The 14,473-nt window shown below is 63.9% G+C and carries 14 protein-coding genes and 1 pseudogene; 7 read left to right on the top strand and 8 right to left on the bottom strand.

Annotated features, from left to right (window positions below):
• From AB4Y43_RS16555 to AB4Y43_RS16545, 3 genes and pseudogenes are all read right to left on the bottom strand, one after another.
• Positions 1–300, bottom strand: a pseudogene (locus tag AB4Y43_RS16555) (MurR/RpiR family transcriptional regulator); the annotation flags it as partial.
• Between the two features lie 76 nt (positions 301–376).
• Positions 377–1,438 (bottom strand): ABC transporter ATP-binding protein, encoded by a 1,062-nt coding sequence (locus AB4Y43_RS16550; protein ID WP_069261603.1) that lies wholly within the window; start codon positions 1,436–1,438, stop codon positions 377–379.
• Between the two features lie 61 nt (positions 1,439–1,499).
• Positions 1,500–2,282, bottom strand: a complete 783-nt coding sequence (locus tag AB4Y43_RS16545; RefSeq protein WP_342946810.1) for an SDR family oxidoreductase — start codon at positions 2,280–2,282, stop codon at positions 1,500–1,502.
• Between the two features lie 289 nt (positions 2,283–2,571).
• On the opposite strand from AB4Y43_RS16545, the gene AB4Y43_RS16540 reads away from it, so the two are divergent.
• The 3 genes from AB4Y43_RS16540 to AB4Y43_RS16530 all read left to right on the top strand — a co-directional run bounded on the left by AB4Y43_RS16540 (position 2,572) and on the right by AB4Y43_RS16530 (position 5,736).
• Positions 2,572–3,804: an ABC transporter substrate-binding protein gene (locus AB4Y43_RS16540; RefSeq protein WP_069261601.1), complete on the top strand. Its 1,233-nt coding sequence runs from the start codon at positions 2,572–2,574 to the stop codon at positions 3,802–3,804.
• Positions 3,805–3,988: 184 nt separating this feature from the next.
• The gene (locus tag AB4Y43_RS16535; RefSeq protein ID WP_069261600.1) at positions 3,989–4,894 is read left to right on the top strand and encodes a carbohydrate ABC transporter permease; all 906 of its coding nucleotides are present in this window, start codon (positions 3,989–3,991) and stop codon (positions 4,892–4,894) included.
• The gene (locus AB4Y43_RS16530) at positions 4,891–5,736 is read left to right on the top strand and encodes a carbohydrate ABC transporter permease (RefSeq protein ID WP_069261599.1); all 846 of its coding nucleotides are present in this window, start codon (positions 4,891–4,893) and stop codon (positions 5,734–5,736) included. The genes AB4Y43_RS16535 and AB4Y43_RS16530 overlap by 4 nt, the downstream gene beginning before the upstream one ends.
• Before the next feature lie 15 nt (positions 5,737–5,751).
• On the opposite strand, the gene AB4Y43_RS16525 is transcribed toward AB4Y43_RS16530, so the two are convergent.
• The 3 genes from AB4Y43_RS16525 to AB4Y43_RS16515 all read right to left on the bottom strand — a co-directional run bounded on the left by AB4Y43_RS16525 (position 5,752) and on the right by AB4Y43_RS16515 (position 8,517).
• Positions 5,752–5,955, bottom strand: a complete 204-nt coding sequence (locus tag AB4Y43_RS16525) for a glycine zipper 2TM domain-containing protein (protein ID WP_233884092.1) — start codon at positions 5,953–5,955, stop codon at positions 5,752–5,754.
• A gap of 63 nt (positions 5,956–6,018) precedes the next feature.
• Complete coding sequence (locus AB4Y43_RS16520; RefSeq protein ID WP_368728248.1) at positions 6,019–6,960, bottom strand: AEC family transporter; 942 nt, start codon at positions 6,958–6,960, stop codon at positions 6,019–6,021.
• 69 nt (positions 6,961–7,029) lie between these two features.
• The gene (locus tag AB4Y43_RS16515) at positions 7,030–8,517 is read right to left on the bottom strand and encodes a DHA2 family efflux MFS transporter permease subunit (protein WP_368728254.1); all 1,488 of its coding nucleotides are present in this window, start codon (positions 8,515–8,517) and stop codon (positions 7,030–7,032) included.
• A gap of 229 nt (positions 8,518–8,746) precedes the next feature.
• Between AB4Y43_RS16515 and AB4Y43_RS16510 the strand changes: the two genes are divergently transcribed.
• Positions 8,747–9,190, top strand: coding sequence for a MarR family winged helix-turn-helix transcriptional regulator (locus AB4Y43_RS16510; protein WP_069261595.1), 444 nt, complete (start codon positions 8,747–8,749; stop codon positions 9,188–9,190).
• Positions 9,191–9,209: 19 nt separating this feature from the next.
• Here the strand turns inward: AB4Y43_RS16510 and AB4Y43_RS16505 are convergent, their stop codons facing one another.
• The gene (locus AB4Y43_RS16505; protein ID WP_368728247.1) at positions 9,210–10,700 is read right to left on the bottom strand and encodes an aldehyde dehydrogenase; all 1,491 of its coding nucleotides are present in this window, start codon (positions 10,698–10,700) and stop codon (positions 9,210–9,212) included.
• Positions 10,701–10,780: 80 nt separating this feature from the next.
• Positions 10,781–11,332 carry a cupin domain-containing protein gene (locus tag AB4Y43_RS16500; RefSeq protein ID WP_069261593.1) on the bottom strand — a complete coding sequence of 184 codons (552 nt, stop codon included), beginning with the start codon at positions 11,330–11,332 and terminating at the stop codon, positions 10,781–10,783.
• A 445-nt stretch (positions 11,333–11,777) separates the two neighbouring features.
• Here AB4Y43_RS16500 and AB4Y43_RS16495 point away from each other — a divergent pair, with 445 nt between their 5' ends.
• The 3 genes from AB4Y43_RS16495 (at position 11,778) to AB4Y43_RS16485 (ending at position 14,456) form a co-directional block, all read left to right on the top strand.
• Positions 11,778–12,002, top strand: coding sequence for a hypothetical protein (locus tag AB4Y43_RS16495; protein ID WP_236596917.1), 225 nt, complete (start codon positions 11,778–11,780; stop codon positions 12,000–12,002).
• Positions 12,003–12,280: 278 nt separating this feature from the next.
• Positions 12,281–13,090: a gamma-glutamyl-gamma-aminobutyrate hydrolase family protein gene (locus AB4Y43_RS16490; protein ID WP_368728246.1), complete on the top strand. Its 810-nt coding sequence runs from the start codon at positions 12,281–12,283 to the stop codon at positions 13,088–13,090.
• 31 nt (positions 13,091–13,121) lie between these two features.
• Entirely contained in the window at positions 13,122–14,456 is a 1,335-nt protein-coding gene (locus AB4Y43_RS16485; protein WP_069261872.1) for a glutamine synthetase family protein, read from the top strand.
• Positions 14,457–14,473: the final 17 nt, after the last annotated feature.

The raw sequence follows: 14,473 nt of genomic DNA, 5'->3' as shown, positions 1-14,473 counted from the left end.
GGCCCACCCGGCGCCGCTCGCCTCGCCACCCGTCATCTCGGTGGCGAGCGCGAAGGGCACGTTGCCCGCCGCGCTCTGCGCGAGCCGCATCTTGAAGTCGCGCAGGCCGTGCGCGCCCACCGCGCGGCAAAAGCGCGTGACGGAGGGCTCGGACACGTCCGCGCGCAACGCGAGTTCGGTGATGCTCCCGCGCATGGCGAAGTCGATGTCGGCGAGCACCATCTCCGCGACCTTGCGCTCGGCGGGACGCAGCGACTCCGCGACATTGCGGATGTGATGGATCAGGTTGGAGACCGGCAAGCTGTTTTTCCCGTGGAAGATACCAGGTTCTGCTCACATGAGGGCCCGCTATCCAGTTTCGATGCGTGCTTCCGCTTCAATCGAGCCGCTTGCCGCTTTCAGTATCGAACAGATGCAGGTGCGCCAAAGGCAAACCTAGCGTCATGCGCTGGCCCGGAGAAACGTCCGGGCGCGCGCGCGTGGTGACACACCATGTGGTCGCGCCTATTTTCCCGTACAAGTGGGTCTCCGCGCCAGTCGGCTCGATCACATCGACGGTGAATGGCACGTCGCCGCCCGCCTCGATGTGCTCGGGCCGCACGCCGAGCGTCACGCGCGCCCCCGCCTGGGCCTTGCCTTCCGGCAGCGCAATACGCACGCCGTCTTCGAGCACGAGCGCCGTGCCGCGCGCGTCGCTCATCACCGTGCCCTCGGCGAAGTTCATCGAAGGCGAGCCGAGGAAGCTCGCCACGAACAGGTTGCCCGGTTTGTCGTAGAGGTCGAGCGGGCGGCCGATCTGTTCGATGCGCCCCGCGTTCATCACGACGATGCGGTCGGCCATCGTCATCGCCTCGATCTGGTCGTGCGTGACGTACACCACCGTGTTGCGCAGACGCTGGTGCAGCGCCTTGATCTCGGTGCGCATCTGCACGCGCAGCTTGGCGTCGAGGTTCGAAAGCGGCTCGTCGAACAGGAACAGCGCGGGCTCGCGCACCACGGCGCGCCCCATGGCGACACGCTGGCGCTGGCCGCCCGAGAGCGCGCGCGGCAGGCGCTCCAGGTAGCTCGACAGGTTGAGCATTTTCGCGGCGGCTTCGATGCGCGGCTTGAAACCATTCTCGCGCTCCTTGCGAATGCGCGGACCGAACGCGATGTTGTCGTACACCGACAGATGCGGGTACAGCGCGTAGCTCTGGAACACCATCGAGATATTGCGCTGCTGCGGCGGCAATGCGTTCGCGCGCGTGCCGCCGATGGTGAGGTCGCCGCCGGAGATGTCTTCGAGGCCGGCGATCATGCGCATCACCGTGGTCTTGCCGCAACCCGAGGGACCGACGAGCACGACGAATTCGCCGTCTTCGATGTCGAGGTCGACGCCGTGCACGACCTGGGTGTCGCCATAACGCTTGTAGATGCCGTTCAGTTGTACCGCTGCCATGCTGTCCTCGTTTGCGTGAAGTCTTGTCAGGTCGCTCAGATCAATTCGCCGCGTGCGCGCCTCAGAACGGATCGAGCGTCAGCTCGTTCGCCATCATCCGGTTGCCCGCCATGAGGCCCGCATCCACGGGCAGCGCCACGCCCGTGATCACGCGTGCTTGCGGCGAGGCGAGAAACTGCACGGCGTCGGCGATATCCTCGGGCGTAGCCACGTCGCCTAGCGGATACCACTTGCTCAGTTCTTCGAATATCTTTGGATGCTGCTCGATGCGCGCGCGCCACGCGGGCGTCTTCACCGTGCCGGGGCAAACGATGTTCGCGCGTATGCCGTGCGGGCCCAGCTCCATGGCAAGCGCCTTCGTGTAGCTCACGAGACCCGCCTTCGCCGCGCTATACGCGGGGTGGCCGAGCGCCGAAAGGCCGTTCACCGAGCCGATCAGCACCAGCGCGCCGCGCCGGCGCTCGATCATCGAGGCGCGCACGGCTTCGACCGTGTAGTAGGTCCCGTTCAGGTTCAGGTCGATGTCGCGCCGCCAGCTCGCGGCGTCGGTATGCGCGAGCGTCGTGCCGAGCGCGCCGCCCGCGTTCGCCACGGCCACGTCCACCGGGCCACGCGCCGCCACGCCGCGCGCCACGGCTGCGGTCACGGCGGCTTGATCGCTCACGTCGGCGGCGAGCGGTTCGAGGCGCGCCGCGCCCGCTTCGCCGAATTCGGCCGCGAGCTGTTGCACGCCCGCCGCGTCGCGGTCGAGCGCGAGCACCGTGTCGCCCGCTTCCAGAAACCGTTTGCATAGCGCGCGGCCTATGCCGCCGCTCGCGCCCGTCACCAGCACCACCCGGCTCATGTCGACTCTCCGTGCGGCTCGCCAGCCTTGCCGGAGAGCCTGAAAATTTCCTACATACGAATATGGACAATGGTCCGTATGCGGGTTTATACCGAGCGCACGCCGCTGCTGCAGCGCATGAATTTCCCCTGTTTTACAGCATGTTATGCAAATTCCGGCGCTCGAAACAATATCGAGTTTACCAGGTGACAACGCTTTTTTCATCCTGTAGGATTTTTTCAAACAACGCAACCCAGCAGCCGGGTCACGGCGGCGACATAAGCAGGAACAACCACTTAGGAGAAAGAGAATGTCGTTTCAGGCACGTGCAACCACCATGCTCGGCAAGCTCGCCGTCGCGCTAGCGTTCGCCGGCATCACCGCCGCGGCGCACGCCGATACGGTCCGCGTGACCGTCGCCCACTACAGCGACGCCACCGCGCCGTACTTCGAGAAAATGGCCAAGCAGTTCGAGGCCGCCAATCCAGGCATCACGATCAAGATCGAAGACGTGAACTGGGACTCGCTGCAACAGAAGCTGCAAACGGACATCTCCGGCGGCGCGAACGCCGACCTCGCGATCATCGGCACGCGGTGGCTCCTCGACTTCGTGAAGGACGACATTGCCGAGCCGCTCGACCCGTACATGGACGCGAACTTCAAGGGCCGCTTCATCGGTCCGTTCCTGGCCCCGGGTCAGATCAACGGCAAGACCTACGGCCTGCCGATCGCCGCTTCGGCGCGCGCGCTGTACTACAACAAGGACATGCTCGCTTCGGTTGGCTATCCGCAAGGCCCGAAGACGTGGAACGACGTGATCGACGCGTCGAAGAAGCTCAAGGCGAAGGGCATTGCGGGCTTCGGTCTGCAGGGCAAGGAAATTGAAACCGACGTGTATTTCTACTACGCGTTGTGGACCCACGGCGGCGAAGTGGTGGGCAAGGACGGCAAGGCGGCATTCAACTCGCCGGCTGGCGTGAAGGCCGCAACGCTCTACAAGTCCATGATCGACGAAGGTCTCACGCAGCCGGGCGTGACGGGCTACAGCCGTGAAGACGTGCAGAACCTCTTCAAGCAGGGCCGCGTGGCGATGATGATCTCGGCGCCGTTCCTCGCCAAGCAGTTGCAGAAGGAAGCACCGAACATCAAGTACGGCATCGACCCGATCCCGGTAGCCACGACGCCCGCCACCTACGCGGTGACCGACTCGATCATGATGTTCAAGAACTCCAAGGTGAAGCAGAGCGCCTGGAAGTTCCTCGACTTCCTGTTCACGAAGGAACCGCGCGTGCAGTTCACGAGCACGGAAGGCTTCCTGCCGACCACGAAGGCTGAAGCGAGCGACCCGGCTTTCCAGAATCCGGACACGCAAGCCTTCATCGCGCTGCTGCCGCATGCGAAGTTCGCGCCGACCGTGACGGGCTGGGAAGACACCGCCAAGGCCGTGACCAACGCGATGCAGTCGGTCTACCTTGGCAAGGCCAAGCCCGCCGATGCGCTGAACCAGGCGGCCACCGAAGCGAACAAGTCGCTCGGCAAGTAAGTCTGGCAAACAAGCCCTGATGGCAACACCGGCGCGCGCCTGAAGTTTCCGGCGCGCGCCGGAGCGCCTGAGAACCGACGTTTCGAAGCACTGACGATTCGACATGACTACGGGTCCCCTGAAGCCCTCGCCCGCCACAGCACCGGCCGGCGATGCCCCCGACCGATCACGCGCACGAACCCGCATGAGCCGACTACCCCGCGCCGTTTCCGCGCCCCGCGCGCCCTGGCTCCTGATCGTGCCGAGTCTCGTGCTCGCGCTCTTCATCATCAGCTATCCGATATTCAACATCGTGTACCAGTCGCTGCACGAGGTGTCGCGCTTCGGGCAGATTCGCGACTTCAGCGGCCTGCAGAACTTCTATAACGTGTTCGGCGACCCGGTGTTCATGAGCGCCCTGAGGAACACGCTGATCTGGACATTCTTCGTCGTGGTGGGGACGGTGGGGATTTCCGTGCCGGTCGCGCTCGTGCTCAATCAGGACTTTTACGGCCGCGGCATTGCGCGCACGATCGTCATGCTGCCGTGGTCCGTCTCGCTCACGATGACGGCCGTGGTCTGGCGCTGGGCGTTCAACGACGACTACGGCATGGTCAATGTCACGCTGCAGCGCCTCGGCCTCACTACGGGGCCGATCCACTGGCTCGCGACGCCCGAGTATGCGTTCCCGGTGGAAATCTGCGTGGGCATACTCGTGTCGATCCCCTTCACGACCACGATCCTGCTGGGCGGCCTTTCCTCGGTGCCGGGCGATATTTACGAAGCCGCGCGCATCGACGGTGCGAGCGCCTGGCAACAGTTCCGCAAGCTCACTCTGCCGCTGCTCAAGCCGTTCATCAACATGGCGGTCCTGCTGAACGTGATCTACGTGTTCAACTCGTTCCCGATCATCTGGGTGATGACGCAAGGCGGACCCGACGACAGCACGCATATTCTCGTCACTTACCTTTACGAACTCGGCTTCCGGTTAGGACGACCTGGCGAAGCGGCCGCCGTCTCGCTCATCATGCTCGTCATCCTGTTCGCCTTCTCGGTGGTCTACCTGCGCCTGCAGGCAAAACGCGGCAGCGCCGAAGGAGACCTGGCATGAACCGCAAGCTCAAACGCTCGATCTGGTGCTGGCTCGTGCTCTCGCCGCTCGTCGTGGCCGTGCTGTTCCCGTTCGCGGTGATGTTCTTCACCTCGTTCAAGCCGGCTTCGGAAGTGTTCGTCTATCCGGCGCGCTGGCTGCCGATGCAGTGGCGCTGGCAGAACTACGTCGACATGTGGCAGGCCGCGAACTTCGGCGTCGCGCTGCGCAACAGCATCGTGGTGAGCTGTCTTTCCACCGCGCTCGCGCTCGCCGTGAGCCTCCCGGCCGCCTATGCGCTCGCGCGCTTTCCGTTCCGCGGGCGCGGCCTGTACCGCCAGTTCCTGCTCGTCACGCAGATGCTCTCGCCGATCCTGCTCGTGGTCGGCCTGTTCCGGCTCGCCGCGATGATTCCGTACGGCGACGGCAATCTCGTCGATTCGAAGATCGGCGTGATCGTCTCTTATGCGGCGTTCAATATCGCGTTTGCCGTGTGGATGCTCTCGTCGTATTTCCAGACCGTGCCGCGCGATCTCGAAGAATCGGCGTGGCTCGAAGGCTGCAGCCGCACGGGTGCCGTGTTCCGCGTGTTCCTGCCGCTCGCGGTGCCGGCCGTGGTGGTCACGGCGATCTTCACGTTCATCAGCGCGTGGAATGAGTTCGCCGTGGTCTACACGCTGATCCGCTCGCCCGAGAACAAGACGCTCACGGTGCAGGTCACCGACATGGTGGCCGGCAAGTACACCGTGGAATGGCAGCTCGTCATGGCGGCCACGCTCGCGGCCACGCTGCCGGTTTCCGTGGTGTTCGCCTGGCTGCAGCGCTACATGGTGAAGGGACTCGCACTAGGCGCCGTGAAGTAACAGGAAGTCTCGCGCCTACTTGCTCAATTCATGGCCGATCACGCCGCCGGCCACGGCGCCGCCTACGGTGCCGACCGCGCTGCCGTTGGTGGCCCGGTTGCCGACGTAGCCGCCCGCGGCGGCGCCGCCCAGCGTGCAGGCTCCCGTGCCCGCTGCGGTGAGCACGACGGTGATGACGAGTGAGGCGCGCGCGGCGCTAAGGCGTCGTAGCCAGTTCATCGCCAATTCTCCTGATCGATGGTCCTGGCTTTTATGCCAGCAAGCATCGTGCCGCGCCGGCTTTCAGCCGTGGTGCAGATGCAGCAGGATCAGCGTGAGCGTGACGAGTGAACCGACTGTGGAATGCAAAATGGTACGCGACGTCACGCGCGCCTCGCGCCGGTAGTACTCGGCGAGCATGAACGGGCCGGTGCCCGTGGGCAGCGCCGCGAGCAACACTGCGATTTCCACGAGCGGGTCAGGCAGCCCGAATACGCGATCGGCCAGCCACCACGTGAGCAGCGGCTGCCCGACGAGCTTGCAGAGCGTGAGCCACCACGACGACTCGCGCGGCGCCTCGCCGCTCGCGCGACGCTCGGCGAGAAACAGCCCGAGGCTGACGAGCGCGCACGGGCTCGCCGCGCCGCCCAGGAGCTTGAGAAACGTTTCCGCGCTAGCGGGCAACGTGACATGCGCGGCCGAAACGACCGCCCCCAGCGCCGGCGCCACCAGCAGCGGATTGCGCAGCAGCGAGCGCACCACCTTGATGGCGAGCCGGTGCGGACGCCGCTCGCTTTGCAGTCCCGTTTCGATCAACACGATGGCAATGGCGAACAGCACGCAGACCACGAGGATCGTCGCGATGGTCGTGGGCGTGAGGCTCGACGGCCCGAAGGCGATCATGCACAGCGGGAAACCCACGTAACCGGTATTCGGATACGCGGCGGCAAGCCCGTCGATGCTCGCATCGGCGAGCGGGCGGCCGAGGAACACGCGCGCCCCCACCACGGCGACGAACACGGCGAGACCGGCAAGGCCGAAGGCGGCGACGAACGCCGGCTGATAGAGCTCGTGCCACGTTGCGTGCGCAAGGATATCGAAGAGCAGCGCCGGAAGTGCGAGCCACACGACAAAGCGGTTCAGCTCGGAAGCCGCGGCGGGCCCGAGGACATTCGTGCGACGGCAGGCGAAGCCCGCGAAAATGAGACCGAAAACCGGCAGGAGAATGGAAACGGCAGAAAGCATCGGGATTCTTGAATGCAAAGCGCGCGGACGTGCCGCGCGCCAGGGTGAAACGGAAGACGAACAGGTTCGCTAATCCATCGCCGCGTGACTCGTATCGACGGTGGCGGCGCTCGGGCCGGTGCGGATCAGAAAGAGCAGCGGAATCACGAGCAGCGTCGCCACGAACATCATCTTGAAGTCGTTCAGATACGCGATCATCTGGGCCTGCTGCGTGATCGACTGGTTGAGCACGGCGAGATCGTACCGCGAACCGCTTTCGAGCATCTGCTGAACCGCCGGATTGAACGGCGTGATGTTCGCGGTGAGGTCCGAATGCGCGATCTGCGTGCCGCGCGTGACGAAGGTCTGCACGATCGAAATGCCGATACTGCTACCGATGTTGCGCATCAAGCTATAGGTGGCCGTGCCGTCCGCGCGCAGTTGCGGTGTCAGCGTCGAGAACGTCAGCGCGGAAAGCGGCACGAACACGAAGCCGAGGCCAAAGCCCTGCACCACGCCCGGCCACACGATATCCGACGGCGAAAGCACGAGCGTGTACTGCATCATCTGCCAGAGCGCGTAGGCGGAGACCACAAAGCCGAACAGCAGCATAATGCGCGCGTCCACGCGTTTCAGTATGCGTCCGGCTATCAGCATGGCGACCATGGTGCCCGCGCCGCTCGGCGCGGTCACGAGCCCCGTAGTGGCGACCGGATAGCCCATGAGGTTCTGCAGCATGGGCGGCAGCAGCGCGCGCGTGGCGTAGAGCACTGCGCCGATCACGAAGATGAAGAGCGTGCCCGTAGCGAAGTTGCGGTCCTTGAGGAGCTGGTAGCGAAAGAACGTGCCGGGCCCCGAGGTGGCCGTATGCACGACGAAGAACGCGAAGGCAATGACCGCCACCAGCGCCTCGATGCGGATCTCCAGCGAGCCGAACCAGTCGAGCTGCTCGCCGCGGTCGAGCAAGGCCTGCAACGCGCCGATGGCAAGCGCGAGCGTGGCGAAACCGAACACGTCGAAGCGCTGCGTGCGGCCAGGCACGCGCGCGGGCATGAAAGTCGAGACGCCGAAAAACGCGAACAGGCCCACCGGCACGTTGATGAAGAACACCCAGCGCCAGTTGTAGCTATCCGTGAGCCAGCCGCCCAGCGTGGGCCCGAGCACGGGACCGACCATCACGCCCATGCCCCAGACCGCCATGGCCTGCCCCTGGCGCTCGCGCGGATTGATGTCGAGAAGAATGGACTGCGAGAGCGGCACGAGCGATGCGCCGAACACGCCCTGCAACAGCCGCGACGCGACGATCTCGCCGAGCGTTTCGGAAAGCCCGCACAGCGCCGAGGCCACGGTGAAGCCGGCAATCGCCATGCCAAGGAGCCGCTTGACGCCGTAACGGTCGGCGAGCCAGCCCGTGAGCGGCGTGGCGATGGCGGCGGCGACGATATACGAGGTGAGCACCCAGGTGATCTCGTCCTGGGAGGCAGACAGCGTGCCCTGCATGTGCGGCAGCGCGACATTGGCGATCGTGCTGTCCAGCGTCTGCATCAGCGTGGCGAGCATGATCGAGAGCGTGATCATGCCGCGATTGAGCGGGGCTTCCTTGACCGGCTCCGCCCGATGCTGCGCGGCGGTGCCGTCCTGCATGACTGCGGTCATCGTGCGGGTGTCTGGCGGCTATCTTGATTGGGGGGCGGAGCATGCCGAATTAATAAGCCTGCTTATTATACGACTCGCACCTGCTGACGCAATCGGTATCGCCAGGGACGCACGTGCGAAGGCGCGAGCCGCCCGCCCGTATAATCGCGCGATGACTACCGACCTCGAAAAGCGCTTTGGCTTCCTGGTCGTCGACGTGGGCCGGCTCTACGGCAAACGTTACGACGAGCTTGCGAAGTCGTCGCTCGAACTCACGCGTGCGCAGTGCCGCATGATCGCGTACCTCGCGCACTACGGCGACATGAACCAGGCGCGCCTCGCCGAACTGCTGGAAGTGGCGCCCATTTCCGCGGGGCGGCTGCTCGAGCGCATGGAAGAAGGCGGCTGGGTCGTGCGCACGCCCAACCCGGACGACCGCCGCGAATTGCTGGTGAGCCTGACGCCCAGGGCACAAGGCGTGCTCACGGGCGCGCGCCGCGTAGGTGACGAAGTCCAGGCGGAAGCCCTGGCGGGCTTCACGCCTGAAGAAGCTGAGCAGTTCGGCGCGATGCTTCAGCGGGTGCGCGCCAATCTCGGCGCGCTGGTGGAACGGTAACCCCGAGCGATAACTCGCGTTATCGCAGCCGCACGAGCGTGGACTTGAGTTCCGTGTACTTCTCGAGCGCGTGCAACGACTTGTCGCGACCGTTGCCGGATTCCTTGAAGCCGCCGAACGGGAAGTTCATGTCCCCGCCTTCGTCGTAGCAGTTCACCCACACCGTGCCCGCACGGAGCCTGCGCGAAATTTCATGCGCGTGCGTGAGGTTCGCGGTCCAGACCGCAGCCGCGAGCCCGTAGTCACTGTCGTTGGCAATGCGCACCGCTTCGTCGATCGTGCTGAAAGTGATGACCGACAGCACCGGCCCGAAGATTTCCTCGCGCGCGATCTTCGTGTCGTGATGCGTATCGAACACCGTGGGCTGCACGTAGAAGCCCCCACCCTCGGCATTCACGCGTTCACCGCCTGTCAGCAGCTTCGAGTCCTTGCGACCGGCTTCGATATAGCTCAGCACCCGCTCAAGCTGAATCTTGTCGATGATCGCGCCCATCGACACATCCGGATCGAGAGGATTGCCTGGCTTATAGGCCTTCGCCGCCTCGACGAGCTTCGCGAGGAATACGTCCTTGATCTCGTGATGGACGAGCAGGCGCGATCCCGCCGTACACATTTCACCCATGTTGTAGAAGATCGCGCCCGCCGCCGCGTTCGCCGCACGGTCGAGGTCCGGGCAGTCGTGCAGCACGATATTCGGCGACTTGCCGCCAAGCTCCAGCCACACGCGCTTGAGATTCGACTGCCCCGCGTACTGCATGATCTGCTTGCCCACGTTCGTCGAGCCCGTGAACGCAATGCAGTCCACGTCGCGATGCAGGCCGAGCAGCTTCCCGGGCTCCCCGCCACCGGGCAGCACGTTGAATACGCCGGCCGGAATGCCGGCCTCGTGCGCAAGCTGCGCCACGCGAATGGCCGCGAGCGGCGACTTCTCCGAAGGCTTGAGCACGACACTGTTGCCCGCCGCGAGCGCGGGCCCGAACTTCCACGAGGCCATCAGGATCGGGAAATTCCACGGCACGACGGCGGCGACCACGCCAATGGGCTCGCGCGTGACGAGGCCCACCAGATGATGATCGGCGGGCACGACTTCGCCACCCACCTTGTCGATGGCCTCCGCGAACCATTCCACACAATAAGCCGCGCCTGGCACGTCTACGGTCGTGGTGTCGCCAATCGGCTTGCCTGCGTCGAGCGTTTCGAGCAGCGCGAGTTCGTCGAGATGCTCGCGCATGAGCGCGGCCCAGCGCAGCAGAACGGCCTTGCGCGCACGCGGATTCAGGCCAGCCCAGACGCCTTCGTCGAACGCGCGGCGGGCAGCGCCGACCGCGGCGTCGACATCGGCTGCGCCGCAATCGGCCACGCTCGCGAGCACGCGGCCGTCGATCGGGCTCACGCAATCGAACGTGCGGCCCGAATATGCATCGCGATACGCGCCGTCGATGAATGCGCGGCCTTCGATCGGAAGCGTCGCGGCCCTGTCCTGCCAGTAAGCGAATGTTTTCTTTTCCATCAGGATGCCTCAATGATTTGCGATCCACCTTGCACGCTGCAACGCGGCGTCAGGTGAAACGGGTTCGCGCGATCAGGGAGTCAGAAGGTGGGCGGCGAGTTCGCCGACACCACTTCGCAGACTTCGTTCGCGCTGGGATTGCGAAACCGGTGCGGGAAGCGGCTTTCGAAATAGTAGCTGTCTCCGGGGTCGAGCAGCCAGGTCGTGCCCTCCACGGTCAGCTCGAGTTGTCCGGCGACCACCACGCCCCCTTCGTGCCCCGCATGCACCAGCATTTCAGGGCCGGTATCGGCCAGCGGCTGATAGACCTCGCGCATGATGCCCATGTTGCGGTCCTTCACATTCGCGCCGGCCAGATAGAACTCGATCGATTCGTTGCCGAGGTTCGGCATTTCGCCGCGCCGCGACACGACTTCTGTCCCTTCGGTCAGGTCAAATGTGAAGAATTCAGCGAGGCTCATCGGTATGCATTCGAGCAGCTTCTTGAGCGACCCCACCGAGGGACTGACGCGACTTTGCTCGATCAGCGAGATCGCACCATTGGTCACGCCTGCGCGCTTGGCGAGCTCGCGCTGCGACAAACCATAGCGTTTGCGGACATAACGTAGACGCGTGGCGACTTCGGATGACATGGAGGCGGACTCGGACACGATGAAGGACCGTTGGCAGTGAACGCGCGAGGAGAGGGCGCGGTGGACGTGTTGAATATTCTAATCAGTTTGCTTTATTTTGCGTCAGTACAAACCCCTGTAAGTTATTCGAAATATAAGTGCAGGAGCCGATATTTCGCACAGCGAGCTATTTCAAAGGGCTCTCGGGGAAAGTGCTGACATCAAAAACTTGAAAAAATAATTGACGCCCTTTTTGACTCGTATATGCTGAACTACAGGTCGAACACTGCATCGTTTCTATCGCGTTGCAACGCAAAAACCGCGTTTTATGCGAGGAACATAGCAAGTCGGCTGAGTTTGGAAAGCAATACATCGATGTCGTTCAATGTTTGATGCATCGCTGAAATTGACGACCTCGAATGCTTGAACCAAACGCCTTTTTCAACGCAACCAGTCGAGTGTTATTGTGAGAGTCCGTGGCCCTCTGGTGAGGTGGGATCGTAGTCATGCGAGGTGTCTTCGCAGTGACTGCACCGCCATCGCCGACGGCAGTAGCGGCAGGCTTGCCTCTCGCCTGTTCCTGTCCGTCTTCACGATCCTTTCCCGCCGCTCTGTTCGGCGTCACAACTCGGTCTCTGCACGCGCCTTCATTGCCGTCCACACGGACGAAGTCGCGTCGCTTCTGCCCTAGCGCCTCTCCTTCCCGCGCTGTTCGCTTTCTTCGCCGTCGTTGGTTCGCGAAGTGTCCTGTCGCGCCTTCGCGATGTGGCTGCGCACGCCTGAACACCGTTGCGCCTCACAACGGCAAGAAACGAACCGCCTACATGATCTCCACGCGCAGCGCCATCCGTTAGCGCCGCTGCGCGGAGCACACAGGGTTTGTAGTTTTGCGTCCCGCAAGGCTGCAAGGTCATGTCACGCCCGTAGCGCCGACACACTACGCACGGGCAAGCAAGCGAATCATTAGTCATGCGAACCAGACCATTAGTTGGCGTCACGGCCGACCGCACGATGATGGGAGCGCACGCGTCACATGTTGCCGGCGAGAAGTACATCGCCGCGGCTGTGGATGGAGCAGGCGCGCTCGCACTCGTGCTGCCCGCCCTGGGCGAGCGGCAGACTGCGGCAGACATTCTCGAAGCCGTGGACGGACTGCTTTTCACCGGCAGCTATTCGAACGTCGAGCCGCATCGTTACGGCGGCCCGGCAAGCGAGAGCGGCACGCTGCACGACCCCGCTCGCGACGCCACCACGCTGCCGCTCATGCGCGCCGCGATCGAGGCCGGCGTTCCGGTGCTCGCGATCTGCCGCGGCTTCCAGGAGATGAACGTGGTGTTCGGCGGCACGCTGCATCAGCAGGTGCACAACGTTGCGCGCTACGACGACCATCGCGAGAACAAGGACGATCCGCTCGACACGCAATACGGTCCGGCGCACGCGTTGAAGCTCGTGGAAGGCGGTGTGCTGCAACAGCTTGCGGGCGGCGCGCGCGAAGCACGCGTGAATTCGCTGCACGGTCAGGGCATCGAACGGCTGGGCGCGGGCCTCGTGGCCGAGGCATTCGCACCCGACGGCCTTATCGAAGCCGTGAGCGTCGCGAACGCACCCGGTTTTGCGCTTGGCGTGCAGTGGCACCCCGAATGGAAGTACGCCGACGACGCGCTGTCCACCGCTATCTTCCGCACGTTCGGCGAAGCCTGCCGCAACCACATGCTGGCCCGAATACCGGGCGGGGCCGGACACGACGTGGCGCATGCGCCGCGCGCCGCCCACGCCTGATGCCGGCCCATACAGAACAGAGAGAAAGATCATGCATGAAATCGACGAATTCCTGAAGAAGCACCACATCACCGAAATCGAAGCCATCATCCCCGACATGGCGGGGATTGCGCGCGGCAAGATCATCCCGCGCAGCAAGTTCGAATCGGGCGAGGCGATGCGCCTGCCGCAAGCCGTGATGATCCAGACCGTAACGGGCGACTACCCCGAGGACGGAAGCCTCACCGGCGTCACCGACCCCGACATGGTCTGTGTGCCCGACCCTTCGACGATCCGCATCATTCCATGGGCTGTCGATCCCACCGCGCAAGTGATTCACGACTGCGTGCATTTCGACGGCACGCCTGTCGAGATCTCGCCGCGCCGCGTGCTGCGCCGCGTGCTCGACCTGTATGCCGCGAAGGGCTGGAAGCCGGTGATCGCGCCGGAACTCGAGTTCTATCTCGTCGATATGAACAAGGATCCGGATATTCCGCTCGCGCCGCCCATCGGCCGTACGGGCCGTCCGGAAACGGGCCGCCAGGCGTATTCGATCGAAGCGGTGAACGAGTTCGATCCGCTGTTCGAAGACATCTACGAGTACTGCGATATTCAGGATCTCGAAGTCGATACGCTGATTCACGAAGTGGGCGCGGCGCAGATGGAGATCAACTTCCTGCACGGCGATCCGCTCAACCTCGCCGACCGCGTGTTCCTTTTCAAGCGCACGGTGCGTGAAGCCGCGCTGCGCCATCACATGTACGCCACGTTCATGGCCAAGCCCATGGAGAACGAACCGGGCTCGGCTATGCACGTGCATCAGAGCCTCGTTTCGGAGGAAAGCGGTCAGAACCTCTTCACGGGTTCGGACGGCAAGCCCACGGACATGTTCTACGCGTATATCGCTGGCATGCAGAAGTACACGCCAGCGCTCATGCCGATCTTCGCGCCGTACATCAACTCGTATCGCCGCCTTTCGCGTTTCATGGCCGCGCCGATCAACGTGGCATGGGGCTACGACAACCGTACCGTGGGCTTCCGCGTGCCGTACTCGTCGCCGGCTGCGCGCCGCGTGGAAAACCGCATTCCCGGCGTGGACACCAACCCGTACCTCGCGATCGCCGGCACGCTGGCCGCGGGCTATCTGGGGATGACGCAGCATCTCAAGCCCACCGAACCGCTCGTAAGCGACGGCTATTCGCTGCCCTACCAGCTGCCGCGCAATCTCGAGGAAGGCCTCACGCTGATGGGCTCGTGCGAGCCGCTCAAGGACATCCTCGGCGAGAAGTTCGTGCGCGCCTACCTCGCGCTCAAGGAAACCGAATACGAAGCCTATTTCCGCGTGATCAGTTCGTGGGAACGCAAGCACCTGCTGCTGCACGTGTAAAAACGAAAGGAGATACA

The sequence above is a fragment of the Paraburkholderia sp. BR10872 genome (genome assembly GCF_040965835.1).
GTDB classification, from domain to species: domain Bacteria; phylum Pseudomonadota; class Gammaproteobacteria; order Burkholderiales; family Burkholderiaceae; genus Paraburkholderia; species Paraburkholderia nodosa_A.
The sequence above is the reverse complement of the archived record's forward strand: the minus strand, read 5'-3'. Positions and strand labels throughout refer to the sequence as shown.